21 protein-coding genes and 1 pseudogene are annotated in these 23622 nt (G+C 71.1%); 10 read left to right on the top strand and 12 right to left on the bottom strand.

What is annotated here, in order from left to right:
- Positions 1-61 precede the first annotated feature (61 nt).
- The 3 genes from recA to ACFOSH_RS39540 form a co-directional block, all read right to left on the bottom strand.
- Positions 62-1102 (bottom strand): recombinase RecA, encoded by a 1041-nt coding sequence (gene recA / locus ACFOSH_RS39550; protein ID WP_184902196.1) that lies wholly within the window; start codon positions 1100-1102, stop codon positions 62-64.
- Positions 1103-1308: 206 nt separating this feature from the next.
- Positions 1309-1503 (bottom strand): DUF3046 domain-containing protein, encoded by a 195-nt coding sequence (locus ACFOSH_RS39545; protein ID WP_093938916.1) that lies wholly within the window; start codon positions 1501-1503, stop codon positions 1309-1311.
- Between the two features lie 97 nt (positions 1504-1600).
- Complete coding sequence (locus tag ACFOSH_RS39540) at positions 1601-3502, bottom strand: Hsp70 family protein (RefSeq protein ID WP_378246120.1); 1902 nt, start codon at positions 3500-3502, stop codon at positions 1601-1603.
- 159 nt (positions 3503-3661) lie between these two features.
- Between ACFOSH_RS39540 and ACFOSH_RS39535 the strand changes: the two genes are divergently transcribed.
- On the top strand, positions 3662-8284 hold the full coding sequence (locus ACFOSH_RS39535) for an ATP-dependent helicase (protein WP_378246173.1): 4623 nt from the start codon (positions 3662-3664) through the stop codon (positions 8282-8284).
- A gap of 68 nt (positions 8285-8352) precedes the next feature.
- Positions 8353-8856, top strand: a complete 504-nt coding sequence (def, locus tag ACFOSH_RS39530; RefSeq protein WP_378246118.1) for a peptide deformylase — start codon at positions 8353-8355, stop codon at positions 8854-8856.
- Between the two features lie 46 nt (positions 8857-8902).
- On the opposite strand, the gene ACFOSH_RS39525 is transcribed toward def, so the two are convergent.
- From ACFOSH_RS39525 to ACFOSH_RS39510, 4 genes are all read right to left on the bottom strand, one after another.
- A complete protein-coding gene (locus ACFOSH_RS39525) occupies positions 8903-9988 on the bottom strand; it encodes a GNAT family N-acetyltransferase (protein ID WP_378246116.1) in 1086 nt (361 codons plus the stop codon).
- A gap of 110 nt (positions 9989-10098) precedes the next feature.
- Positions 10099-10782, bottom strand: a complete 684-nt coding sequence (locus ACFOSH_RS39520; protein WP_378246114.1) for a VOC family protein — start codon at positions 10780-10782, stop codon at positions 10099-10101.
- Positions 10783-10894: 112 nt separating this feature from the next.
- Positions 10895-11659: a maleylpyruvate isomerase family mycothiol-dependent enzyme gene (locus ACFOSH_RS39515; RefSeq protein WP_378246112.1), complete on the bottom strand. Its 765-nt coding sequence runs from the start codon at positions 11657-11659 to the stop codon at positions 10895-10897.
- Between the two features lie 179 nt (positions 11660-11838).
- Positions 11839-12321 carry an SAV_6107 family HEPN domain-containing protein gene (locus ACFOSH_RS39510; protein ID WP_378246110.1) on the bottom strand — a complete coding sequence of 161 codons (483 nt, stop codon included), beginning with the start codon at positions 12319-12321 and terminating at the stop codon, positions 11839-11841.
- A gap of 221 nt (positions 12322-12542) precedes the next feature.
- Here ACFOSH_RS39510 and ACFOSH_RS39505 point away from each other — a divergent pair, with 221 nt between their 5' ends.
- Positions 12543-13073 (top strand): YbaK/EbsC family protein, encoded by a 531-nt coding sequence (locus ACFOSH_RS39505; protein WP_378246108.1) that lies wholly within the window; start codon positions 12543-12545, stop codon positions 13071-13073.
- On the top strand, positions 13070-13633 hold the full coding sequence (locus tag ACFOSH_RS39500) for a GNAT family N-acetyltransferase (RefSeq protein ID WP_378246106.1): 564 nt from the start codon (positions 13070-13072) through the stop codon (positions 13631-13633). Before ACFOSH_RS39505 ends, ACFOSH_RS39500 begins: the two co-directional genes overlap by 4 nt.
- Here the strand turns inward: ACFOSH_RS39500 and ACFOSH_RS39495 are convergent.
- The 3 genes from ACFOSH_RS39495 to metF form a co-directional block, all read right to left on the bottom strand.
- Entirely contained in the window at positions 13630-14511 is an 882-nt protein-coding gene (locus ACFOSH_RS39495) for a DMT family transporter (RefSeq protein WP_378246104.1), read from the bottom strand. The two genes, ACFOSH_RS39500 and ACFOSH_RS39495, sit on opposite strands and share 4 nt — an antisense overlap.
- Before the next feature lie 303 nt (positions 14512-14814).
- A complete protein-coding gene (locus ACFOSH_RS39490; RefSeq protein ID WP_378246102.1) occupies positions 14815-16500 on the bottom strand; it encodes a DUF885 domain-containing protein in 1686 nt (561 codons plus the stop codon).
- A gap of 42 nt (positions 16501-16542) precedes the next feature.
- Complete coding sequence (gene metF, locus ACFOSH_RS39485) at positions 16543-17427, bottom strand: methylenetetrahydrofolate reductase [NAD(P)H] (RefSeq protein ID WP_378246100.1); 885 nt, start codon at positions 17425-17427, stop codon at positions 16543-16545.
- Positions 17428-17564: 137 nt separating this feature from the next.
- Between metF and merB the strand changes: the two genes are divergently transcribed.
- Positions 17565-18242: an organomercurial lyase gene (gene merB / locus ACFOSH_RS39480; RefSeq protein WP_378246098.1), complete on the top strand. Its 678-nt coding sequence runs from the start codon at positions 17565-17567 to the stop codon at positions 18240-18242.
- On the opposite strand, the gene ACFOSH_RS39475 is transcribed toward merB, so the two are convergent.
- Together ACFOSH_RS39475 and ACFOSH_RS39470 are read right to left on the bottom strand one after the other, a co-directional pair.
- On the bottom strand, positions 18239-18544 hold the full coding sequence (locus ACFOSH_RS39475; protein ID WP_378246096.1) for an AzlD domain-containing protein: 306 nt from the start codon (positions 18542-18544) through the stop codon (positions 18239-18241). The two genes, merB and ACFOSH_RS39475, sit on opposite strands and share 4 nt — an antisense overlap.
- Complete coding sequence (locus ACFOSH_RS39470; protein WP_378246094.1) at positions 18541-19209, bottom strand: AzlC family ABC transporter permease; 669 nt, start codon at positions 19207-19209, stop codon at positions 18541-18543. Before ACFOSH_RS39470 ends, ACFOSH_RS39475 begins: the two co-directional genes overlap by 4 nt.
- A 48-nt stretch (positions 19210-19257) precedes the next feature.
- Here ACFOSH_RS39470 and ACFOSH_RS39465 point away from each other — a divergent pair, with 48 nt between their 5' ends.
- The 5 genes and pseudogenes from ACFOSH_RS39465 to ACFOSH_RS39445 all read left to right on the top strand — a co-directional run.
- On the top strand, positions 19258-19821 hold the full coding sequence (locus tag ACFOSH_RS39465; RefSeq protein WP_378246092.1) for a CGNR zinc finger domain-containing protein: 564 nt from the start codon (positions 19258-19260) through the stop codon (positions 19819-19821).
- A gap of 68 nt (positions 19822-19889) precedes the next feature.
- Entirely contained in the window at positions 19890-20981 is a 1092-nt protein-coding gene (locus ACFOSH_RS39460) for a polyprenyl synthetase family protein (protein WP_378246090.1), read from the top strand.
- A complete protein-coding gene (gene crtI / locus ACFOSH_RS39455) occupies positions 20981-22456 on the top strand; it encodes a phytoene desaturase family protein (protein WP_378246088.1) in 1476 nt (491 codons plus the stop codon). Before ACFOSH_RS39460 ends, crtI begins: the two co-directional genes overlap by 1 nt.
- A complete protein-coding gene (locus tag ACFOSH_RS39450) occupies positions 22453-23421 on the top strand; it encodes a phytoene/squalene synthase family protein (RefSeq protein ID WP_378246086.1) in 969 nt (322 codons plus the stop codon). The genes crtI and ACFOSH_RS39450 overlap by 4 nt, the downstream gene beginning before the upstream one ends.
- 7 nt (positions 23422-23428) lie before the next feature.
- Positions 23429-23622, top strand: a pseudogene (locus tag ACFOSH_RS39445) (IS701 family transposase); the annotation flags it as partial.

Below are 23622 nucleotides of genomic sequence, written 5' to 3'. Positions count from 1 at the left end.
CTCTCACTCCAGTCGAAAGTCATCCACCCGGCCCGCGACGACGGCCGGGGTCCTGGGGCTCTTAGAAGTCGACCGGCGCGGGGGCGGCTTCGGCGTCGACGACGGCGCCGATGCCGAGCTTCTCCTTGATGCGCTTCTCGACCTCGTTGGCGATGTCCGGGTTCTCGAGCAGGAACTTGCGCGCGTTCTCCTTGCCCTGGCCCAGCTGGTCGCCCTCGTAGGTGTACCAGGCGCCGGACTTGCGCAGGATGCCCTGGTCGACACCCATGTCGATCAGCGAGCCCTCGCGCGAGATGCCCTTGCCGTACAGGATGTCGAACTCGGCCTGCTTGAAGGGCGGCGCGACCTTGTTCTTCACGACCTTGACGCGGGTGCGGTTACCGACGGGCTCGCCGCCGTCCTTCAGCGTCTCGATGCGGCGGACGTCCAGGCGGACCGACGCGTAGAACTTCAGCGCCTTACCACCGGTGGTGGTCTCCGGGGAGCCGAACATGACGCCGATCTTCTCGCGCAGCTGGTTGATGAAGATCGCGGTGGTGCCGGAGTTGCTCATCGCACCGGTCATCTTCCGCAGCGCCTGGCTCATCAGCCGGGCCTGGAGACCGACGTGGCTGTCACCCATCTCGCCCTCGATCTCGGCGCGCGGCACGAGCGCGGCGACCGAGTCGATGACCAGGATGTCGAGCGCGCCGGAGCGGATCAGCATGTCCGCGATCTCGAGCGCCTGCTCACCGGTGTCCGGCTGGGAGACCAGCAGCGCGTCGGTGTCGACGCCGAGCTTCTTGGCGTAATCCGGGTCCAGCGCGTGCTCCGCGTCGATGAACGCGGCGATGCCGCCGTTCCGCTGCGCGTTGGCGACCGCGTGCAGCGCCACGGTGGTCTTACCGGAGGACTCCGGACCGTAGACCTCGATGACCCGGCCGCGGGGCAGGCCGCCGATCCCGAGCGCGACGTCGAGGGCGATGGCACCGGTCTGGATGACCTCGATCGGCACCCGGCCTTCTTCGCCGAGGCGCATGACCGAGCCCTTGCCGTACTGCTTGTCGATCTGGGCGAGGGCCAGTTCGAGCGCCTTGTCCTTGTCGGGTGCTGCTGGTGCCATGGAGTCCACCTCGTTGGTTGAGCCGGTAGGGCTTGATTCAGTTCTGAGCTGTCGGGTCCGACGCTACGGGCGACCACCGACAATTCCAGGCCTCGCGCCCAAGCTGTGGATCGCTGACCCCGTTGTGGACAACACCCTAGACGAACGTGTGTTCGAGCCTGTGGCCGACACGCCGTTGCGCTAGGGTTCTTGCCCTTGTCCCGAGGTCAGCGCCGCTCCGGCGGGACTTCGAAGGCGTCGCAGACCGCCCGCCAGACGTCCTTGGCCGAGGTTCCCGAGTCGAGGGCCTGTTCGACGGTCCGGCCCCCGAGTTCGCCGAAGACGTGATCCCTGGAGAGGGTTTCCGCACGTCCGGGACCGAATTCGTCGGCCATCAGCCGCCGGAAGACCGTGATACGCATCGGGCGAAGTCTAGCCCGGCACCTGCCGGGAAACGCGTGAAGGCCCCCTTCCCTCGGCTCAGCCGAGGGAAGGGGGCCTTCACGCGCGAATAGAGGCTTACTCGCCTGGCTGGACGCTCTTTTCGAAGTAATCCGCCAGCTCGCCCGGCGTCGGGGTCTGTCCTTCGGCCGGGACCTGGTAGATGAAGCCGACCAGCGGCCGGTCGGTCACGGTGAACACCAGGACGGCGGCGTTCCGCCCGGCGGCCGAGGAGTACTGGCCTTCCAGGCCGTTGCCCACCCACTTGGCTTCGGTGCGGTCCCCGCCCGCCGACTTGAGCAGTCCGTCGGTGTAGGCCTTGAGCTTGTCCGCCGCGCCGCTCTGAAGATAGGTCACCTGGGTGCCGGCGCGGCCCGGCGCGGAGCAGGTCGACGTCACGCCGAGGTCTTCCGCCGGTTTCGCCGGCCCGTTGCCCATCCCCGGCTTGCAGTCGCCGGTGTCGGCGAGCTTCCCGGCGAGCTGGCGCAAGCAGCCGGTGAGCCCCTTGTCGTCGGCCGCGCTGGGCGTCTTGCATTCGTCGGCCGTGTAGGTCGTCACCGACGAGGACGTCAGGAAGTACGTGAGCCCGGCGGCGATCAGCACGACGACGGCCACGATGGCGCCGATGACGAGCGGCTTCTTCTTGCTCGCGGGCGCCTTCTCGGCGGTGGTCTGCCCGGCGAGGGAGTACGTCGGGAAGTTCGTCGGCGCGGGCTGCTGCACCTGCTGCGGGCCGCTGTTCGGGTAGCCCGACTGCGGGAAGCCACCGGACTGCCCGGGCCCTCCCTGATAGCCGGGGATCGACGCGACCTGCTGCGGCGGCGGCGCGTACGGACCCGAAACGCCGGGGTGCGCGCCGGTTCCCGCCGCGACCTGCCCTTCAACGCCCTGCGTCCGCGCGCTGATGCCGTCGGAGGCGACGTGCTGGGCGCCGAGGGCGACCGCGGTCTCGGGCTGGTCGAGACTGCCGGGGACGACGCCGAGCTTCTCCGCGATCAGGCTGCCGACCAGCGGAAGCCTGCTCGAACCGCCGACGAGGTAGATCCCGGCGAGCCGGTCCGGGGTCATCCCGGCGGAGCGGACCACGCGCGCCATCAGCTCGACACTGCGCAGCATCGACGGCCGCACGAGCGCTTCGAGTTCGCCTCGCGTGACGAGCACGTCTTCGAACGGCTCCGGCATCGGGACCTCGGTCTGCGGGTGCCGTGACAGGGCCTCCTTCGCCGCCTTCACGTCCTCCTGCAGCGCGCGTCGCGTACGACGGTCCGGAGTGGACTCGGGCCGCAGGACCCGCTGCCAGCGCTGGGGATCCTTGTGCGACACCTCGCGACCGACGTGCACCAGAAGCGCCTGGTCGACGTCGAGGCCACCGAGGTCGGGAAGGCCGTCTTCGGCGACGACGGTGAAGCCGCCGTTCGGGGTCGCGCCGACGATCGCGACGTCGAAGGTGCCGGCGCCGAGGTCGTAGACGGCGAGCGCCTGTCCCGGCGCGAGTGTCTTTCCGGGGAACGACGCGAAGTGCGCCGCCGCCGCGACCGGCTCGGGGACGAGCACCAGGTTGCCGCCCATCCCGGCGAGCCGGGCGGCGGACAGCAGCACGTTGCGGCGGGTCGGGCCCCACTGCGCGGGGTGGGTGAGCCGGACCTCGTCGGGCAGTTCGCCGCCGAGCTGGCGGGTGGTCTCGTCGAGGACGCGGCGCAGGATCGCGGCCAGCACCTCGCTGACCGGGATGACGTCCGTGCCCAGCAGGAGCGTCTGCTCGTCGATACGGCGCTTGGGGTTGGGCTCGAAGCGGGTCGGGTCGAGGCGGGCGCGGCGCTCGGCGTCCCGGCCGACCATGATCGTGCCTTCCTCGGTGGCGAACACCGCGGACGGCATGTTGGCCGAACCGTCGACCTCGACCACCCGCGGCGGCCTCCCGTGCGCCGAAAGGACGGCCACGGTGTTGGACGTCCCGAGGTCCACCGACAGGATCCGCACAGCTCTTACCCCTTCACAGACGAACGGCGGCCGCCCCAGTACCGATCCGGCCGCGCTGGCCGTGATGCTCCCATGAGCGACGTCACCGCACGTGCGGAACCCGCCGAACTCGTCCCGTGTCACAGGCCCGGAGCGAAACTGTCGGTGGTCCGGCGCACTATGGGGAGCGTGGCAGACGTACTCGACCTCTTCTCCCCCGCGACCAGGGACTGGTTCACCGGGGCCTTCGCCGCGCCCACCCGCGCTCAGGAGGGGGCGTGGCGTGCCGCGCACGCGAAGGAACACGCGCTGGTCGTGGCCCCGACGGGGTCGGGCAAGACACTCTCGGCCTTCCTCTGGGCGCTGGACAGGCTGTCGGTCGAGCCGCCCCCTGCCGAGCCGCGGAAACGCTGCCGCGTCCTCTACGTATCGCCGCTGAAGGCGCTGGCTGTCGACGTGCAGCGCAACCTGCGGGCGCCGCTGGCGGGCATCTCACAGGCGTCGCGGCGGCTGGGGCTGCCGGTGCCGGACATCGGCGTCGGCATGCGCACCGGCGACACCACCGCCGCCGAGCGGCGCTCGTTCGGCAAAACGCCGCCGGACGTGCTGGTCACCACGCCGGAGTCGCTGTTCCTCATCCTCACCTCGTCCGCGCGGGATTCCCTGCGCGGCGTGGAGACGGTGATCATCGACGAGGTGCACGCGGTCGCGGGCGGCAAACGCGGCGCGCATCTGGCCTTGTCCCTGGAGCGGCTCGACGCCCTTCTGGAGAAGCCCGCCCAGCGGATCGGGCTGTCCGCGACGGTCCGGCCGATCGACGAGGTCGCCTCGTTCCTGGCCGGTGGCAGGCCGGTCACCATCGTCCAGCCGAAGCTCGCGAAGACGATCGAGGTCCGCGTCGAGGTCCCGGTCGAGGACATGTCCAATCTCGACGGTCCTCAGGGGCCGAAGCAGAACGAAGACCTCGACGCGGGCCTCGCGCGGCTGCCCGGCTCGCTGGAGGAGGTCGACGGCGCACCGCGGCGGCCGTCGATCTGGCCCGCGGTGGAGGAGCGGGTCCTCGAACTGATCCAGGCGCATCGGTCGACGATCGTGTTCGCCAACTCGCGGCGGCTCACCGAGCGGATGACGGCCCGGCTCAACGAACTCGTCGCGGAACAGAGCGAGCTGGAGCCCGACCAGCGGTATCCGGCCGAGGCGATCGGCCAGTCCGGGCTCGCCGCGGGTGCGGCGCCGGTGATCGCGCGGGCGCACCACGGGTCGATGTCGCGGGAGCAGCGCACTCACGTCGAAGAGGAGCTCAAGACGGGACGCCTCGCGTGCGTCGTGGCGACGTCCTCCTTGGAACTGGGCATCGACATGGGCGCCGTCGATCTCGTCGTGCAGATCGAGGCGCCGCCGACGGTCGCTTCGGGACTGCAGCGGGTCGGCCGGGCCGGGCACCAGGTCGGCGCGGTGTCGAGCGGGGTGATGTTCCCGAAGTTCCGGGGCGACCTCGTCTCCTGCGCGGTGGTCGCGGAACGGATGGCCTCCGGCGCGATCGAGGCCGTGCGGTACCCGAGGAACCCGCTGGACGTGCTCGCCCAGCAGATCGTGGCGATGGTGGCGCTCGAATCGTGGACGGTCGACGAACTGGCCGCCCTCGCCCGCCGTGCGGCACCGTTCGCGTCCCTGCCGGACGACGCGCTGCTGGCCGTGCTCGACATGCTCGCCGGCCGGTACCCCAGCGAGGAATTCGGTGAGCTGCGCGCGCGGATCACCTGGGACAGGGTCAGCGGCGAACTGCACGGCCGTCCGGGTTCGCAACGGCTGGCGGTGACCTCCGGCGGCACGATCCCCGACCGCGGCCTGTTCACCGTGATGACGCCGGGCGCCGACGGCAAACCCGGGTCGAGGGTGGGTGAGCTCGACGAAGAGATGGTCTACGAGTCCCGCGTCGGGGACACGATCCTGCTCGGCACCTCCTCCTGGCGGGTCACCGACATCACCCACGACCGCGTGATCGTGGTGCCCGCGCCGGGTGAGCCCGCCCGGATGCCGTTCTGGAAGGGCGACGCCCCCGGCCGCCCGCTGGAACTGGGGCGGGCGCTGGGCGCGTTCGTCCGTGAACTGTCCACTTCGGAGCCGTCGGCGGCCAGGGAACGCGCCGCCGTCGCCGGGCTGGACGAGTACGCGTGCGACAACCTGCTGGGTTACCTGGAAGAGCAGAAGGCCGCCACGCGGCATGTGCCGAACGACAAGACCGTGCTGCTGGAACGCTTCCGCGACGAACTGGGCGACTGGCGGATCATCCTGCACTCGCCGTTCGGGGCGCAGGTCAACGCGCCGTGGGCGCTCGCGATCGCGGCCCGACTGCGGGAGAACCGCGGGGTCGACGCGCAGGTGGCGCATTCCGACGACGGCATCGTGCTGCGGCTGCCGGAGGCTTTGGACGCCGAAGGCTCGGAGGTCACCATCGGCGTCGACGACGTGCTGCTCGATCCGGAAGAGGTCGAGCAGTTGATCGTCGCCGAGGTCGGCGGCTCGGCGGTGTTCGCCGCGCGGTTCCGGGAATGCGCGGCGCGGGCGCTGCTGCTCCCCCGCCGGGATCCGCGCCGCCGCACACCGCTGTGGCAGCAACGCCAGCGCGCGTCGCAACTGCTTTCGGTCGCGGCCAAGTACGAGCGCTTCCCCGTGGTGCTGGAAGCGATGCGGGAAGTCCTGCAGGACGTGTACGACGTCGGCGGGCTGCGCGAACTGATGGCCGACGTGCGGTCGCGGAAGGTCAAGCTGGTCGAGGTCGAGACACCGTCGGCGTCCCCGTTCGCGCGCAGTCTGCTGTTCGGTTACGTCGGGATGTTCCTGTACGAGACCGACGCACCGCTCGCGGAACGGCGCGCGGCGGCGCTGGCACTGGATTCGACGCTGTTGGCCGAACTGCTCGGCACCGAAGCGATCCGGGAACTGCTGGACGCCGAGGTCGTCGGCGAGGTCGAGCGCTCGTTGCAGCGCCTCGAACCCGACAGGCACGCCCGCAACGCCGAGGAGGCCGCGGATCTGTTGCGGTTCCTCGGAGATCTCTCGATCGAGGAGGCAGCCGCGCGGGGAATCCAACGGGAATGGCTGGAGGAACTGGAAGCCGCACGCCGGGTGATCCGGGTCCGCATCGGCGGCGGTGAACGCTTCATCGCCATCGAGGACGCGGGCCGGGTGCGGGACGCGCTGGGTACCGCGCTGCCGGTCGGCGTACCGGAGGCGTTCACCGAGCCGGTCGAGGATCCAGTGGGAGACCTGCTTTCCCGCTATTCGCGCAGCCGCGGCCCGTTCAGCGCCCGCCAGGCCGCCGAGCGGTTCGGCCTCGGGACGGCCGTGGTCACCGGCGTGCTGGACAGGCTGACCGCGCAGGGCAGGCTGGTCCGGGGCGAGCTGAGCCCGGTCGGGCATCCGGAGACCCACGGCGTCGGGATGGAGTTCTGCGACGCGTCGGTGCTGCGCAGGCTCCGGCGGGCGTCGCTGGCCCGGCTGCGGGCCGAGGTCGAGCCGGTCGAACCTGCCGCGCTGGGCCGGTTCCTGCCGTCGTGGCACGGCATCGGCGCGCGGGTACGGTCGGCACCGACGGCGGACGACGTGCTGTCCGTGGTCGAGCAACTGGCCGGGGCGCCGCTGCCGGCGAGCGCGGTCGAGTCGCTGATCCTGCCGAGCAGGCTTCCCGGCTACACGCCGTCGCTGCTGGACGAACTCACCACGGCGGGCGAGGTGACGTGGTGCGGCTGCGGTTCCCTGTCCGGCGGGGACGGCTGGCTGGCGCTCGCGCCCACGGACGTCGCCGATCTGCTGCTGCCCGACCTCGACGACGACCTGCCCTCAAGCCCGCTTCACGAGGCCATCCTGTCCACTTTGGAGGGTGGCGCACAGTTCTTCCGCCAGCTCGTGGAGCGCGCGTCCCCTTTGGTCGAAACCCCGCCCAACGACGGCGAAGTCGTTGCCGCGCTATGGGATCTCGTATGGGCAGGCCTGGTCACCGGGGACACATTGGGCCCGCTGCGGGCGCAGGTCTCCGGTTCCGGCGCGGCGCACAAGCCCCGCCGGCAAGCTCCTCGCGGCCGGTACGCGCGGCTTCGGGCCGGGCGTCCCGCGATGCCGTCGCGCACCGGGCCGCCGACGGTGGCGGGGCGCTGGGCGCTGACCCCCGATCGCGAACCGGATCCGACCAGGCGCGCGCACGCGCGGACCGAGGCGTTCCTGGAGCGGCACGGCGTTCTCACCAGAGGAGCACTCGACACCGAGCGGGTGACGGGCGGTTTTTCCGGGATCTACAAGGTTTTGCGCGGGATGGAGGATTCGGGCCAGGTCGTCCGGGGTTACGTGGTGGAAGGGCTCGGCGCCGCGCAGTTCGCGGCGAAGGGCGCCGTCGACAGGCTGCGCGCGCAGTCCGGGAACCAGCGCACCACCACCGAAGGCGCGGTCGTGCTCGCCGCCGCCGACCCGGCCCAGCCCTACGGTGCCGCGTTGCCGTGGCCCGCCGCGACGGGTGACACGAAGCACCGTCCGGCGAGGAAAGCGGGCGCGCTGGCGGTACTCGTGGACGGTGTCCCGGCGATGTACGTCGAACGCGGCGGCCGGTCGCTGCTGAGTTTCACCGAGGATCAGGAGACGTTGCGGGCGTCCGCGCGGGCGCTGTCCACGGCGGTGCGGGAAGGCTGGCTGGGTCAGCTCGCGGTGCAGAAGGCCGACGGCGAGGCGGCGCTCACCTCGGAGCTTTCGGCCGTTCTCCAGGAGGCGGGTTTCCGGGCGACCCCCAAGGGACTGCGCCTGCGGGCCTAGGCGTACTGACCTCCGTGGTCAGTACACCTAGACTCGTCGTTCAGGCCAGTGGAGAAGGACGTTCGAACATGGTGATGCGCGACCTGCGCTACTTCGGGGATCCCGTGCTCAAGACCGTATGCGACCCGGTCACGACATTCGACAAGAGGATCGAGTCGCTGGTGACCGATCTGATGGACGGGGTGCGACCGGCCGGGCGCGCGGGTCTCGCGGCGCCGCAGATCGGGGTCGGGCTGCGGGTATTCAGCTACGACGTCGACGGGCTGAGCGGGTACGTGATCAACCCGGAGATCGTCGAACTGTCCGAAGAGACGCACGAGATCAGCGAAGGCTGCCTGTCCGTGCCGGAGCTGCGGTTCCCGGTCGTCCGCGCGAAGCACGCCGTGGTGCGCGGTGTCGACCTGCGCAACGAGCCCGTCGAGGTCGAAGGCGTCGAAGTGCTCGCCCAGTGCCTGCAGCACGAGACCGATCACCTCGACGGCAAGCTGTACCTGGAGCGGCTCACCCCCGAACGCAAGAAGCGCGCGCTGGGCGAGGCCCGCGGCAAGGACTGGTTCTGGAACCGCAAGTAGTCCGCTGGATGCGGTCGTTGCCCGCGCAAGTACCGCATTCAGAGGGCTAAACGCGGGGGTCGGGGAGCCGGAAACGCAGGGTGCCGGAGTCGCCGGGGACGCGTTCGGGGCGGAGCCCCACGCGAGAGGCGGTGCGGTAGAGCGAGTCGTCGCCGGGCAGGCAGACGGCGGCGAGCTCACGCTCCCCTTTGGCCACGGCGAGGACGGCGAGCCTGGTCAGCAAAGCACTGCCGATGCCTTGGCGCTGCCAGGAATCCTCGACCAGGAGCGAGACTTCGGCCGCGTCGCCCTCCGCCGACGGGATCAGCTGACCGAGGCCGATCACCTCGCGGCCGCAGACCGCGAGCAGGCTGATCCCGCGCGGCGGCATCAGGAGCCGGTGCAGCCAGCGACGCGGCACGGTGCGCATCCCGGTGTGGTAGCGGTGGAAAAGCGTGGTCATCGAACATCTCTGGTGCAGCGCGGACACCGCTTCCGCGTCGCCGGGGATCCCCTTGCGCAGGACGATCGCGGCGCCGTCGGGACGGTCGAGCACGATCGGCCCGGTCACGTTGTCGCGGACGGCGGTCATCAGGCCGGTCAGCGCGACGGCCCGGCTCAGTTCCAGTTCGACGAACGGCGACCACCGGCGGCGGGCGACGAACGCGCTGCCGTCCCCCGCCGGGAACACCGCCCGGTGCCCGCCCTCGGTCCGGGCCGGGTTCGCCTCGATCGACGGGACCTTCGTGACGACGTCGGCCGTGAGAACGCCACGGAGCACCTCTGTGAGGCCACCAGGGTCCCCGACGGCTCTCTTGGCCGCGGTGAGCGCTGCGGTGGCCGGATCGACCAGTTCGGCCAGATCCGCGTCGACGACGGCGGAGCATTCGCATCCTTCGTCGCGGATCGCGTCGACGAGCAGCTGCCGAGGCAGGCCGGTGGCCGGCCGCAGGACGATCTCGTCGAGCACGCCGCCGGGGACCGGGAGTACCGACAGCCCGAGGATGTTGCATTCGAGGTCGGCCAGCCGGATCGCGATCCTGGCCAGGGTTCCCGGCCGGTCGTCCACGCGGATCCGGACACGCCAGGCCGAGGCGGTCGTTGTCTCTTCATCGGACTGGACCGCGGTGGGCCGGACTCGAGAGGTCTCCATGACCTCCACGGTCCCGGCCGGTTGTTGCCTGCCAACGGCGCCGGTGTTTCGCCCAGGTCAGCGATCGGCGCCGCCGCGCAACTCAGGCGAAACAACCCCAGGCGAACAACTCAGCGCGGCGAGAGCACGCTGAACTCGTTGCCCTCCGGGTCCGTCATGGTCTCGCCGCCCCGTTTCGTCGAACCCAGCCCTGTCGCGCCCAGTTCCCGCAGGCGCCGGACCGCGGCCGCCCGGCTCATGCCCCGCCGTGGCGCGATCTCGAACCGCAGCCGGTTCCTGTGCCGTTTCTCGTCCTCGGAGGCCAGGAACTCGACCCACGGGCCACGACCGCCCGGTGGCCGCAGCCCGACGATCGCCTCTTCCCGGACGCCGATCTCCCAGCCCAGCGCTGCCGACCAGAACCGCGCGAGCCGCTCCGGGTCGAGGGCGTCGGTGACGACCGACGCGATCGCACCGGTGCCCTCGTACTGCTCACGGGGCTCGAGGACACAGAATTCGTTGCCCTCGGGATCCGCGAGCACCACCCACGGCACCCGTTTCTCCTCCGGCGGGCCCTGGCCGACGTCGATGTGCCGTGCGCCGAGGGACAGCGCACGATCCACCAGCGCGGCCTGATGCTCGGGCGACCGGCTCGCCAGATCCAGATGCAGCCGGTTCTTGCCGTGTTTGGGGCCCTGCTCGGAGCGGAAGGCCGGTTCGAACGGGGCGTCCCAGCTGAACAGCCCTTCCCAGAAACCCGCCAGATCTCTGGGAAGGGCCGAGTCGAAGACCAGGTTCACCAGGCGCGCAGTCACCCCGGTGAACCTAGACGGCCCCACCGACACTTCCGTGTGCCGCCGGTGAACCCACGGCCGCTCTTCAGCTCCGCCGACTGGCGCTGACCGGTTTGGCTTCCCCACCGACCGGTCATCGAGTCGCGAGCCGCAGAAGGGCCCAGAGTTGTCCCGCCATGTCCTGGTCTCCGCTGACCGTCACCGCCGTCGGACCCGCCCGGCCCCAGAGCCAGCGGTAGATCTTGTCCGGCTGCCCGGTGATCAGATCGTCCGCGCGCTGGGCCTCCTCGGCCGAGCATCGCCAGGCGATCGTTTCCGTGGGCCCGGCTCTGGCGATCCAGGTGTGGCCCGCGGTGCGCACCCCGACCGAGCCGGTCTTGGTACCGGACAGCCCCAGCAACGGCAGCCGCTGGCCGAACCAGAGCACCAGCGCCTCGTCGATCCCGTCGAGTGCCACGTCCTCGGGGATCTCCGACACGTCTCGCCCGGCCGCGCTCTCCGCGTCGATCCGGTGGATCGTCGCCTCGTGCGCCATCCGCCGCCGCCAGAACCCGTAGCTGCGGTCCGCCGGCCACCAGGTCGGCGCCAGTTCGTCCGGATCGTGCGCGGACAGTTCGGCGACGAGTTCGTCCCGGCCCTCGCGGAAGTACTCCTCCAGGGTCTGCCGCGGTCCCGGTTTGCGCTGCCAGTGCTCGGGACGCCGTCCGTCGACGATCCAGCGGTGGGTGACCCGGTACACGCTGCCCACGTGCCTCAGGACCTCGCCGAGCGTCCAGCCGGGGCAGGTCGGGACCGGCGCGTCGGCGGACGCGGTGTGCGCCACCTGAGCGATGAGCTCGGTTTCGGCGCCGATCACCTCCAGGAACCTGCTCTGGTCGATCATGGCCTGCCCGGCCATCGGGCACCCCCTCTCCGTGCGACTTTGGAACGTGTCTCTCATCTGGATCCGGCCGGCCGGATCCAGGCACGCGCGCGCGTTCTGCCAACGGCCTCGGATTCACGGAGGCGGGCCGCCGACACCAGCCGATGCCGCGGCCCGGCTACGGAAATCCGAAAGCGCGCCGGAGAGACAGCGCGCTAAGCGACATGCGCCGAATCACCTATCGGCAGCCCATGCACCACCCGTCGCACCAGTTCCAGGAACACCGCGGCGGCCCGCGTCAGCTCGTCCGCCAGTTCGACGGTGACCTTGCCGGTGATCCCCGCCTGTGCGGCGGCGCGCGTCGCCGAGTTGGCCGCGAAGAACGCCGCCCACTCCTTCAGCTCGGGCGCGACGGAATCGAGCAGCACCCAGCCGCTCGCCGGCCGGGCCCGGCCCCGGTGCGGACGTCCGCGGGCCTCCAGGACCGCCGCCGCGCCCCGCAGCGCGGCGAGATAGGCCCCGATGAACCGCTCCGCGGGATCGCTCTCCCGCTCTGCCTCGGCGAGACCCCGCCTCGCCTGTGCGTACAAGGAGACCGCCGCGGGTGGTGCCGGCGGGCGCAACGACATCGGCAGGGCGGGCTGCGCGGTGCCCCCCGGCCTCTCGGCTTCGTCGGGGGACACGACCGAAACGGACATGACGACCCTCCTCCTGTACGTGAGCGCCGGCCGGTGCCCGGTGCCGAGGCGCTTCCCCCGCCCCCGCGCCGGGCACCTACCGGTGCGCGCTCACCGAATGTCGAACGTCTGTTCGAACAAGTTCAATGTAACCCCGAAGTGCCCCTTTCTTCAACCCCGTAGCCGAGTGATCGCCGCATATGGTGCGGGACACGGGATCGGCCACGTGATCTCATAGACTCATGAGCACCATCGACCAGTCCGGCCATCCCTCGGTGGCCAAGGTCGCGGCCGCGCTCGCCGAGGCGGGTCAGCAGGCCGCCGCGGACGGGATCCGGATCCTCCCCGCCGAAGTCCGCACGGCCGCGCAAGCCGCCGAAGCGCTCGGTGTCGAGGTCGGCGCGATCGCGAACAGCCTCGTGTTCCGCAGCAGTACCGGCGACACGGAAACGGCCCTGCTCGCCTTGACCTCGGGCGCGCACCGCGCCGACACCGATCTCCTGGCCTCGCTGACCGGCGCGGACGAGATCGGCAAGGCCGACGCCGATTTCGTCCGCGCGCACACCGGGCAGCCGATCGGCGGCGTCGCCCCGGTCGGTCACCCGAAGGCGTTGACCACCCTCGTCGACACCGCGTTGCTCGCTCACGAGGTCGTCTGGGCCGCCGCCGGGCATCCGAAGTCGGTGTACCCCACGACGTTCGCCGGGCTCGTCTCGCTGACCGGGGGCACTCCCGCGGACGTCACGGGCGACGGGCAGGATGGACGCCCGTGACCGCGATGTCCTCGGAATGCACCCGTTACGTCCAGCTGTCCGCGGACGAGTTCCGCGCCCGGCTCCCCGAGGCGCTGACCATCTACGTCAACGCCATGCGGTACCCCGAAGGCACGGCGGAACAGCGCGCGCCGATGTGGCTCACGCACGCGCTGCGCGAAGGCTGGCGCTGCATGGCCGCGCTCGACGCGGACGGCGTCCTGCTCGGGCTCGCCTACGGCTACAAGGGCCGCGGCGGCCAGTGGTGGCACGAACAGGTCCGCCACGGCCTGACCCGTCGTGAGGGCCAGGCCGCCGCCGAGCACTGGATGTCCGACTACTTCGAGCTCACCGAGATCCACGTCAGCCCCGAAAGCCAGGGGAAGCGGATCGGCGAGGACCTCCTGCGACGGCTGCTCGACGGCGTGCCCCACGCCCACGTGCTCCTTTCCACGCCGGAAGGCACCAGCCGGGCCTGGAACCTGTACCGGCGCGTCGGGTTCCTCGACGTGCTGCGGGACTACCACTTCGCCGGGGACCCGAGGGCGTTCGCGATCCTCGGCCGGACGCTGCCCCTCTAGGGCTTCGAGTACGCGACGGCGAGCGCGGCGATGAGCACCGCCGCGCCGCACCAGCCCACGGCACCGAGCCGTTCCCCGAGCACGGCCATGGACAGCAGTGCCGCGGTCAGTGGTTCGAGCAGCGCGGACAACGCCGCGAGCACGGGATGCGCGCCTTCGAGGCCGCGGAAGTACGCCGCGTACGCCAGCGCCGTCGGCACGACGCCGAAGTAGAGGACGAGCGCGAGCACGTCGGCCTGGACCGGCACGGCCATCCCGAACCACAGCGCGGCGGGAGTGAGCGCGGCGCCGCCGATCAGGCAGCCGAAAGCCGTGGTGGGCAAGGGATCCAGCCCCTCGACGCGGGTCGCGGTCACCAGGGTCAGGGCGGCGAACCCTGCCGCGGCGAGCAGGGCGAAGAGCACTCCGGCGGCGTCGACCTCTTGTCCGGGCGTCCACTGCAGCAACCCGAGCCCGATGAGGGATCCGGCCAGGGACACCGCCGTCCACGCTCCGGGCAGGCGACGGGTCCTGACGACCGTCGCGACGGTGAGCAGCACGGGGGCGCTGCCGATGGTGGTCATGGTCGCGACGCTCACGGAACTCAGCGAGACCGCGACGAAATAGCTGGTCTGGAAGAGGGCGAACAGGCCGCCGACCACCAGGAGGCGACGGCGGACCGCTGCTGTGCGGGGAAGGCCGCGGAGGCCTCCGGTGAGCCCGAGGTAGCCGATGGCGATCACGCCGCCGATGAGCAGCCGGTACGCGGCGACGCTCAGCGGATGGAGTCCCGCGCGGGAGGCGAGCAGGGATCCGGCGAGGCCGCCGGTCCCCCAGAGGACGCCGGCGAGGACGAGCGCGGCCGACGATCGGGCGCGCGTGGGTACGGCAACGGACATGGGGAAACGCTCCTGCGTCTGGTGTCGGTGTCTGAGGACGGCGACGACGCGGGGTGCTTCAGCGCATCACGGATCGGCCGGGCGGCGGGAACGCCGCGCGGCTGGAGACACCCCGCTCAGGAAGCGGGGGGTGGGGTGACGAGAAAGATCCGGTGCATGAGGGGAACGTATCAAGGCTCCGGCGGCGCGAGCACGTGAATTGCGGCACGCGGAGGGCCCCTCCGAATGCCATGAAAGGTCCTTTCCTTGCGAAATTCGCAAGGAAAGGACCTTTCATGGCACTACCGGGAGCGGATCAGCGGCTCAGTCCAGGGCAGCCAGCATCTCCCGCAGCGTGTCCAGCCCCATCCCGCCGAGCGCCAGCGCCCGCGTGTGGAACTGCTTGATGTCGAAGGCGTCACCCTGCCGGGCACGGGCTTCGTCGCACGCGGCGAGCCAGAGGCGTTCGCCGAGTTTGTACGACGGCGCCTGCCCTGGCCAGCCCAGGTAGCGGTCGATTTCGTCGTGCACGTGGGCCGGGTCGGTGACGGTCCGGGTGAGCATGAACTCCAGGCCCAGTTCGGGCGTCCACCGCTCGCCATCGTGGAAGCCGGTGCCCGCCGGGATCTCCAGCTCCAGGTGCATGCCGATGTCGACGATCACGCGCGCGGCGCGGAACAGCTGCTCGGACAGCATGCCGAGCAGTTCGCCGTCGTCGGCGAGGAACCCGAGGTCCTCCATCAGCCGCTCGGAGTACAGCGCCCAGCCCTCGGCGTGCCCGGAGGTGAACGCCAGCATCCGCTGGTACTTGTTGAGCGACCCCGACTGGTCGACCGCGGTCGCGATCTGCAGGTGGTGGCCCGGCGCGCCCTCGTGGTAGACGGTGCTGACCTCGCGCCAGGTGGTGAACTCGTCCCGGCCCTGCGGCAGCGACCACCACATGCGGCCGGGGCGCGAGAAGTCCTCGCTGGGGCCGGTGTAGTACGCGCCGACGGTGCCACCGGGCGGGGCGATCTTGCACTCCAGCTCCATCACCCGGTCGGAGATGTCGAAGTGCTTGCCGCGCAGCGACTTCAGCGCGTTGTCGGACAGGTTCTGCATCCAGGCCTGGAATTCCGCCCGGCCGCGCACGACGTACTTGGGGTCGGCGTCGAGGACGGCGGCCGCCTCGGCGAGGGTGGCACCGGGCTTGATCCGGCCGGCGACCTCGTGCATTTCCGCTTCGATGCGGGTGAATTCGGCCCAGCCCCAGGCGTAGGCCTCGTCCAGGTCGAGGGTGGCGCCGGTGAACACCCGGGACCACAGCTTGTACACCTCGGCGCCGACGGCGTCCTTGACCGGCGCCAGCGGGGCGAGTTCGGCGCGGAGGAACCCGGCGAACTCCGCGTACGCCTCCTGGGCGATGTGGGCGGCCTGGTCGAGTTCCGCGCGAAGCCGGTCGTCGACGTCCTTCGCACCTGAGATCAGCGTGCTGAAGTACCCGGTGTCCTCCTTGAGCCCCGCCCAGGTCTCCGCCTGGTCGGCGACCTTGCTGACCTGGCGCAACGCGGAGACGTGGCCCGCGTCCGCGCCGGCGAGCAGCGACGCCCGCAGCTGGCCGAGCGCCTCGGGAAGCTTCGCCATCCGGGCCGCGATCGTCGCCCAGTCCGACGCGGTCTCGGCGGGCATGAGGTCGAAGACCATCCGCAGGTTCTGCGCCGGGCTCTCGATCACGTTCAGCGACGAAAGGTCGAGTCCCGCCTCGTGGATCTCCAGCATCAGCCCGATCCGCTCGGCGAAGACCGCCTTGGCGGCGCGCTCGGCGTCGTCGGCGGGTTCGGCCGCCTCGATGTCGGCGAGCGCGCGGGCGGCGATCGCGGCCCGCGCCGCGTGCCCGGCAGGCGAGAAGTCGGTCAGCTGATCGTCGTATCCGGCGACACCGAGGATCGTCGCCTCGACCGGGTCCGCCGCCGCGATCTCGTCGACGTACCGGTCACAGATCTGGTGTACACCCAGCGCAGTTGAAGCCATGCGGCGAACGCTACCCGGACCGCGGGCGACTTCGGTACGGAGTTACGCCCGGGCCGGGACCAGTCCGAGCCTGCCGACCACCTCACGCGTGGCCTTGGACCGGTTGAACGTGTAGAAGTGCAGGTCGGGGACGCCTTCGGCGATGAGCCGCTCGCACAGTTCGGTCACCGCGTCGATCCCGGCCGCACGGAAGGCCTTCGGGTCGTCGGCCAGCGGTTCGAGCCGGTCCAGCAGCCGCCGCGGCGCGGGAGCGCCGGACAGCTTGATCGACGTGTGCAGCGTCCGGAGCGTGGTCAGCGGCATGATGCCGGGGATGACCAGCGCCTCGCAGCCGGTGGCCGCCACCCGGTCACGCAGGCGGAGGAAGTCTTCCGGCTCGAAGAACAGCTGCGCGATCGCGAAGTCCGCGCCCGCGCGGAGCTTGCGCACGAGGTACTCGGTGTCGGCTTCGAGGTTCGCCGACCTCGGGTGGCCGTACGGGAAGGCCGAGACGCCGACGCAGAAGTCGCCGAGGGAACGCACCAGTTCGACGAGTTCTTCGGCGTAGTTGAGCCCGTGCGGATGCGGGACCCAGTCGCCGTAGACGTCACCCGGCGGGTCGCCCCGCAGCGCGAGGATGTTCCGCACGCCGACGGCGGCGTACCAGCCGATGACGTTGCGCAGTTCCGCGACCGAGTGGTTCACGGCGGTGAGGTGCGCCATCGGCACCAGCGTGGTCTCGGTGGCGACGCGGGCGATGCTGCGGATCGTGCCGTCCCGGCTGGAGCCGCCGGCGCCGTACGTGATCGACATGTACGCCGGGTCCAACGGCTCGAGTTCCCGGATCGACTTCCACAGCACGGCCTCGTCGGCCGCGTCGCGAGGCGGGAAGAACTCGATGGAGAACACGGGACCATCACCCTGCAACCGCTCGACCACCGACGTCATACCGCCATGTTAAGGGGGAAAGTCCGCTGGCCGGGAGCCCCCTCTCAGGCTGTGGACGTGCGACTCCAGCCGGACCCGAGCGGTTGCCGAGCGGCGCTCGCCTGGGGAGACTTCGGAGACGAGCACAGGGAGCAGCCATGAGCGCCGAAAACGACACCAGCTGGGACGAGGACGTCCGCGTCGCGGTCTACCGCGCGTTCGCCGAGCACGGGAGGCCACCGACGGCGCCTGAGCTGGCCGATGCCGCCCACGGATCGCTCGCGGTGGCGAAGCAGGCGCTGCACAGGCTCGCGGAGCAACGGCACCTGGTGCTCGACGAATGCGAACACGTCGTGATGGCTCACCCGTTCGCGGCGATCCCGCTGGGGTTCTCCGTGATGGGCGCCGGCACGCTGTGGTGGGGCGGCTGCGCGTGGGACGCGTTCGCGATCCCGCATCTGGTCAAGGCCGAACCCGAGGTGCTGGTGTCCACGCGCTGTCGCGGCTGTGGCGAACCGCAGGCCCTGATGGTCAACGACCGGACCCCGCCGACGGGTGATCTGGTCGCGCACTTCCTGGTCCCGGCGGCGCGGATGTGGGACGACGTCGTGCACACCTGCGGCAACCAGCGACTGTTCTGCGGCGAGTCCTGTGTGGACGAATGGCTCACGGAAACGGGACAGGACAAGGGTTACGTCATGGATCTGGCGACGTTGTGGCGGCTCGCGGCCGGCTGGTACGACGGCAGGCTCGACCACGGCTACACCCACCGGACCCCGGCCGACGCGGCCGCGTACTTCACCCGAGCCGGGCTGAGCGGCGCGTTCTGGTCTTAGATCAGGAAGCGCAGGGCCGCCGTGACGACGACGCCGCAGAGGATCGCGGCGAGCACCGGCACGCGCAGCAGGTAGGTCACCGTGATCGCGGCCAGCCCGGCGCAGAGCGTCCAGTCGACCCCGGACCAGGCCGGGCCGGTCACCTCGGTGAGCACGAGACCGGCCAGCAGGGCGGGTGCGAGCAGGGCGATCACCCGGGCGAGGCGCGGCGGCATCTCCCGGTCGCCGAGCAGGACCGGGCCCGCCGCCTTGAACCCGATGCTGACCAGCGCCACGAGGACGATCGCGAGCCAGAGCGTCATCGCCGAACCCCCAGGCCCAGCAGCGCGGCGGCCGACGCGCCGATCAGCGCGAGCCCGACCGGTACGAACAGCACCAGGACCCCGGCCAGGCAGGCGGCGAGCGCCGCTGTCCGGACCGCTTCACGCGAACGGCGCAGCTCGTCGATGAGCAGGACCAGGAAGAAGCCGGGGAAGACGACGTCGAGCCCGAAGCGCGCGACGACGTCCGGCGGTGGCGCGGCCACGACACCGAGCACCGTGCCCAGCACCCACGCGGGCAGCTGGACGAGTGTGCAGCCGATGAGTTTCTCGCGGTCGAAGCGTCCTCCGCCGAGATGGGCGGCGACCCACGAACCGTCGACGACGGCCTGGCCCTCCCACGCCCGGCGCAGGCGCCCGCCGCGCAGATCCGCGGCGACGGCGGCGCCCATCGGCAGGAAACGGGCGTTGATCAGGGCCGCGGCGCCGACCGCGACGGCGAGGTTGCCGCCGCCCGCGAGCGCGGTGGCCATCGCGAACTGGGCCGAGCCGGAGAACACGACGAGCGACGCCACGATCGGGGCCGCGATCCCCCAGCTCAGAGTTTGACTGTAGGCGCCGAAGGTGACGCCGAGGACGAAGGTCGCGACACCCAGCCCGAGCCCGACGCGGGCGCCGGCCAGATAGTGCCGCCGGAGCGTTGTCATACCGGCGACTCTAACAAGCTAAACTCAGTTTGACCATTAGGAGGAATCGTGGACGGCCACTGGCACGGGTACGACAGCATCGGCGGGAGCGTGCCGTTGGACCTGGTCAACACCGTTTCCTGGCGCCGCGATCCGGCCAGACGGGAAGACCGGCTTTCGGATCCGGTGCGGTTGTCCGAGTGGGTCGTCCTGGCCGGTGCGGGCACCGAACGTCTGGAGGTCTCCGAGGCCGCCCTGGACACGGTGAAGTCCTTCCGCGAGACGCTCTACCGGGTGCTCGTGTCGACTCCACCGGACGTCGCGGCGCTGCGAAAGCCCCTGCTCGCGGCGTACCGGTACGCCGAACTCACGCCCGCTCTCCCGCTGAAGTGGACGGTGCCGTTGACGGACGACGCCGCGCTGCCGCACTTCCTCGCGCTGGAGGCCGAGGCGTTGCTGCGCTCCGAGGAGCTCGCGCGGGTCCGGGAATGCGAAGGGCCCGGCTGCGGCTGGATGTTCACCGACCACACCCGCAACCGGTCACGACGCTGGTGCAGCTCGTCGGACTGCGGAAACCGGGCGCGGGCGAAGCGGCACTATGACAAGGAGGTGCGCGACAAGGGCCGCGGCTGACGTCTGTTTCACCACATTCGGAGGCACCCGACTGGGTCACGGCGGCCTCCTTCCCGGAAGATGTGCCCATGGACACGTCCGCCTACGACGCCGATCTGCCCGCCCACGTCGAGCGGGCGCTGGCCGGGTTCCTCGAGCGTGCCGGAGCCGAGATCCGCCGCACCGAACCGACCGTGGGCGTCGGGATCGACGCGCTGGCCGGATTCGTGCTGGGCGGCGGCAAACGCCTGCGCCCGACGTTCGCCTGGTGGGGCTGGCGCGGCGCGGGCGGCGATCCGGCGGGGCCGGACGTCGAAGGCGTGCTGCAGGCGGTGGCGAGCCTGGAGCTGATCCAGGCGTGCGCGCTGATCCACGACGACCTCATCGACTCCTCCGATTCGCGCCGTGGTTCGCCGACGGTGCACATCGCGGGCGCGAAGCTGCACGCCGACAGCGGCTGGCTCGGTTCGCCGAGCACGTTCGGGCTCGCGACCGCCGTCCTGGTCGGCGACCTCGCACTGGCCTGGGCCGACGACATGTTCGGCGAGGCCCCGCTTCCGCCCTCGGCCCTCGCGGCGGCCCGGCCGGCGTGGCGCGCGATGCGCACCGAAGTGCTCGCCGGTCAGTACCTCGACGTCCGCACCCAGGCCACCGGCGACGCCTCCCCCGAGGCCGCGCTGCACATCTGCAAGCTCAAGACGGCCGCGTACACCGTCTTGCGCCCGCTACACCTCGGTGCCGCGCTCGGCGGCGCCGACGACGCCCTGATCGCGACGCTGCGCGAGTTCGGCGACGAGGTCGGCGTGGCTTTCCAGCTGCGGGACGACCTGCTCGGCGTCTTCGGCGACCCGTCGGTCACCGGCAAGCCCGCGGGCGACGACCTGCGCGAGGGCAAGCGGACGCTGCTGGTCGCGCTGGGTCTCCAGCGGGCCGCAAAACAGGGCAAGGACGCCGCGTCGAAGGTCATCTCCGACGCCATCGGCGACGCGCACCTGTCCGAAGAAGCCGTCGAGACCGTGCGCGAGGCGCTGCAGGACGTCGGCGCCGTCGACGCGGTGGAACGCCGCATCGACGAACTCACCGAGTCCGCGATGGCGGCGCTGGACCGCGCTCACCTGGCCGAGCCCGCCCCCGCCGCGCTGACCGGACTGGTCGTCAAGGCGACCCAGCGGACGTACTGATGCGCACCGTCACCGGTCCGAGTGACCACGTGGTGGTGATCGGTGGCGGGCTCGCCGGGCTGTCGGCGACGCTGCACCTGCTCGGCGCCGGACGCCGGGTGACCCTGCTGGAGCAGGAAAAGACCCCCGGAGGCCGGGCCGGGCAGGCGGATTTCGGCGGTCACACCGTCGACACCGGGGCCAGCGTGCTGACCATGCCGGAACTGCTCGACGAGGCTTTCTCGGCGGTCGGGGAATCCCTGGCGGACAACCTGACGCTGACGCGGCTGGACCCCGCCTATCGCGCGAGGTTCGCCGACGGCAGCACGATCGCCGTGCACACCGAGGCGGCGGCGATGGAGGCCGAGATCCGCGCGGCCGCCGGGCCCGCCGAAGCCGAGGGCTACCGCCGTCTGCGCCGCTGGCTGACCGAGCTGTACGCGGTGCAGAAGGACCACTTCATCGGCGCGAACTTCGACTCCCCGCTCGATCTGGTGCGCCCGGAACTGGCGAAACTGGCCGCGCTGGGCGGATTCGGCAGGCTCGGCCCGAAGATCGACGGCTTCCTGCGCGACGAAAGGGTGCGCCGCCTGTTCTCCTTCCAGGCGCTCTACGCCGGACTCGACCCGGCCAGCGCGATCGGCGCGTACGGCGTCATCTCCTATATGGACACCATCGGCGGGGTCTATTACCCGTCGGGCGGGATGGGCGAAATCGCGCGGTCGATGGCGAACGCGGCCGAACGCGCCGGTGCCGAAGTACGCTTCGGCACCGAAGCCGCTTGGCTGGAAAGGGTTTCCTCGCGGGTGCGCGCGGTGCGGACCCGCTCGGGCGAGCGGATCCCTTGCGACACCGTGGTTCTCGCGACCGAGCTCGGCACCGCGTACCGGCTGCTCGGCGCGCGCCCCCGGCGTCCGCTGCCGCTGAGGTATTCGCCGTCGGCCGTCGTGCTGCACGGGCACGCGCCGAAATCGTGGCCGGAATTGGGCCACCACACCATCTTCTTCGGTCACGCCTGGGAAAAGACGTTCTCGGAGATCATTCGCGAGGGCAGGCTGATGAGCGATCCGTCACTGCTGGTGACCCGGCCGACCGCGACCGAACCGGGCCTCGCCCCCGGCGGCGACCAGGTGATCTCGGTGCTGGCCCCGGCGCCGAACCTGCGCCGCGGCAAGATCGACTGGGGCCGCGTCGGGCCCGCCTATCGCACGGAACTCCTGCGCACACTGGAAAAACGCGGCCTCACCGGCTTCGCGGACGGCTTCACCGTCGACGAGTCGATCACCCCGGCGGGCTGGGCGGAGCGCGGGCTCTCCGCGGGCACCCCCTTCTCACTCGCGCACACCTTCGCCCAGACCGGCCCGTTCCGGCCGGGGAACCTGGTGCGGGCGGCGGACAACGTCGTCCTGGCGGGCTGCGGGACGACACCGGGCGTCGGCATCCCGCCGGCGGTGATCTCCGGCAGGCTCGCGGCGGGAAGGGTCACCGGCCGATGAACGAACTCGACGCCGCGGGCATCACCGAACCGGCGTTGCGGGCCGCGTACACCGAATGCCGCCGCATCAACGCGCACTACGGCCGCACCTTCTTCCTCGCGACGCGACTGCTGCCGCCGCGGACGCGGCCGTTCGCGCACGCGTTGTACGGCTTCGCGCGGATGGCGGACGAAGTGGTCGACAACCCCGCGCCCGGCACCGATCCCGCCGTCGCGCTGGACGAGGTCGCCGTCATGGTCGGGCAGGTCTTCGACGGGGGCACCCCCGCAGATCCGGTGCCGGCCGCGCTCGCCGACACCGTGCGGCGCCACGACCTGGACCGCGGGCTGTTCGACGCGTTCCTGCGGTCCATGACGATGGACCTCAAGGTCACCGAGTACGCGACCTACGCCGATCTCCAGGAGTACATCCACGGTTCGGCCGAGGTGATCGGGCTGCAGATGCTGCCGGTCTTCGGCACCGTCGGCCCGGTCGCCGACGCCGTGCCCGGCGCGGCCGCCCTGGGCGAAGCGTTCCAGCTGACCAACTTCCTGCGCGACGTCGGCGAAGACCTCGACCGGGGAAGGCTGTATCTGCCCACCGAGGAGCTGGCCGCGTTCGGCGTCGACCGCGAGTTGCTCGAATGGTCCCGCGCGCGCGGACTGCCCGACCGGCGGGTGCGGCGCGCGCTCGCCGTCGCGGTGGCGCGCAACCGGGCGGTGTACCGCCGCGCCGAAGCGGGAATCCCGTTGCTGCGCGAGGAATCCCGCGACTGCGTGCGGACCGCGCTCGGGCTCTACGAAGGCATTCTCGACGAGATCGCGGCCCTTGGTTACGACGTGCTGAACACCCGCGCCGTCGTCCCCCGCCGGCGTCGGCTGGCGGTCGCCCTTCCGAAGCTGCTGGCGAGCACGTGGAGCAACTCCAGGCTTAGTACTGCAACGGCATTTGGTGCGCGTGTGGTAGATCATCCGTGTGGTGGTTGATGTGGCGATGGGTGAGCTGGGCCGGGTTCATGAGCGGATTTCGGGTCGTTTCACGCGTTCGGAGCCGCGGGCTCGGGCTCGGGAGTATGTGTCCGGGCTGGTGGCGGGCCTGGAGCGGAAGAACGGCTGGACGCTGGCTGAACAGGCGGGTGAGGTGTCGCCGGACGGGATGCAGCGGTTGCTGCGCTGGGCGGACTGGGA

The organism is Amycolatopsis speibonae (genome assembly GCF_042647925.1).
Classification (GTDB): domain Bacteria; phylum Actinomycetota; class Actinomycetes; order Mycobacteriales; family Pseudonocardiaceae; genus Amycolatopsis; species Amycolatopsis speibonae.
This window is presented reverse-complemented; position numbering and strand designations above follow the sequence as displayed.

Excerpts from the sequence above, each read along its gene's own strand:
- ACFOSH_RS39510 (WP_378246110.1), bottom strand. The coding sequence starts at position 12,321 with ATGTCCGTTTCGGTCGTGTCCCCCGACGAAGCCGAGAGGCCGGGGGGC.
- ACFOSH_RS39475 (WP_378246096.1), bottom strand. The coding sequence starts at position 18,544 with ATGACGCTCTGGCTCGCGATCGTCCTCGTGGCGCTGGTCAGCATCGGG.
- merB (WP_378246098.1), top strand. The coding sequence starts at position 17,565 with ATGAGCGCCGAAAACGACACCAGCTGGGACGAGGACGTCCGCGTCGCG.
- ACFOSH_RS39470 (WP_378246094.1), bottom strand. The coding sequence starts at position 19,209 with ATGACAACGCTCCGGCGGCACTATCTGGCCGGCGCCCGCGTCGGGCTC.
- ACFOSH_RS39545 (WP_093938916.1), bottom strand. The coding sequence starts at position 1,503 with ATGCGTATCACGGTCTTCCGGCGGCTGATGGCCGACGAATTCGGTCCC.
- def (WP_378246118.1), top strand. The coding sequence starts at position 8,353 with ATGGTGATGCGCGACCTGCGCTACTTCGGGGATCCCGTGCTCAAGACC.
- ACFOSH_RS39525 (WP_378246116.1), bottom strand. The coding sequence starts at position 9,988 with ATGGAGACCTCTCGAGTCCGGCCCACCGCGGTCCAGTCCGATGAAGAG.
- ACFOSH_RS39535 (WP_378246173.1), top strand. The coding sequence starts at position 3,662 with ATGGGGAGCGTGGCAGACGTACTCGACCTCTTCTCCCCCGCGACCAGG.
- recA (WP_184902196.1), bottom strand. The coding sequence starts at position 1,102 with ATGGCACCAGCAGCACCCGACAAGGACAAGGCGCTCGAACTGGCCCTC.
- ACFOSH_RS39460 (WP_378246090.1), top strand. The coding sequence starts at position 19,890 with ATGGACACGTCCGCCTACGACGCCGATCTGCCCGCCCACGTCGAGCGG.
- ACFOSH_RS39450 (WP_378246086.1), top strand. The coding sequence starts at position 22,453 with ATGAACGAACTCGACGCCGCGGGCATCACCGAACCGGCGTTGCGGGCC.
- crtI (WP_378246088.1), top strand. The coding sequence starts at position 20,981 with ATGCGCACCGTCACCGGTCCGAGTGACCACGTGGTGGTGATCGGTGGC.
- ACFOSH_RS39515 (WP_378246112.1), bottom strand. The coding sequence starts at position 11,659 with ATGGCCGGGCAGGCCATGATCGACCAGAGCAGGTTCCTGGAGGTGATC.
- ACFOSH_RS39495 (WP_378246104.1), bottom strand. The coding sequence starts at position 14,511 with ATGTCCGTTGCCGTACCCACGCGCGCCCGATCGTCGGCCGCGCTCGTC.
- ACFOSH_RS39490 (WP_378246102.1), bottom strand. The coding sequence starts at position 16,500 with ATGGCTTCAACTGCGCTGGGTGTACACCAGATCTGTGACCGGTACGTC.
- metF (WP_378246100.1), bottom strand. The coding sequence starts at position 17,427 with ATGACGTCGGTGGTCGAGCGGTTGCAGGGTGATGGTCCCGTGTTCTCC.
- ACFOSH_RS39505 (WP_378246108.1), top strand. The coding sequence starts at position 12,543 with ATGAGCACCATCGACCAGTCCGGCCATCCCTCGGTGGCCAAGGTCGCG.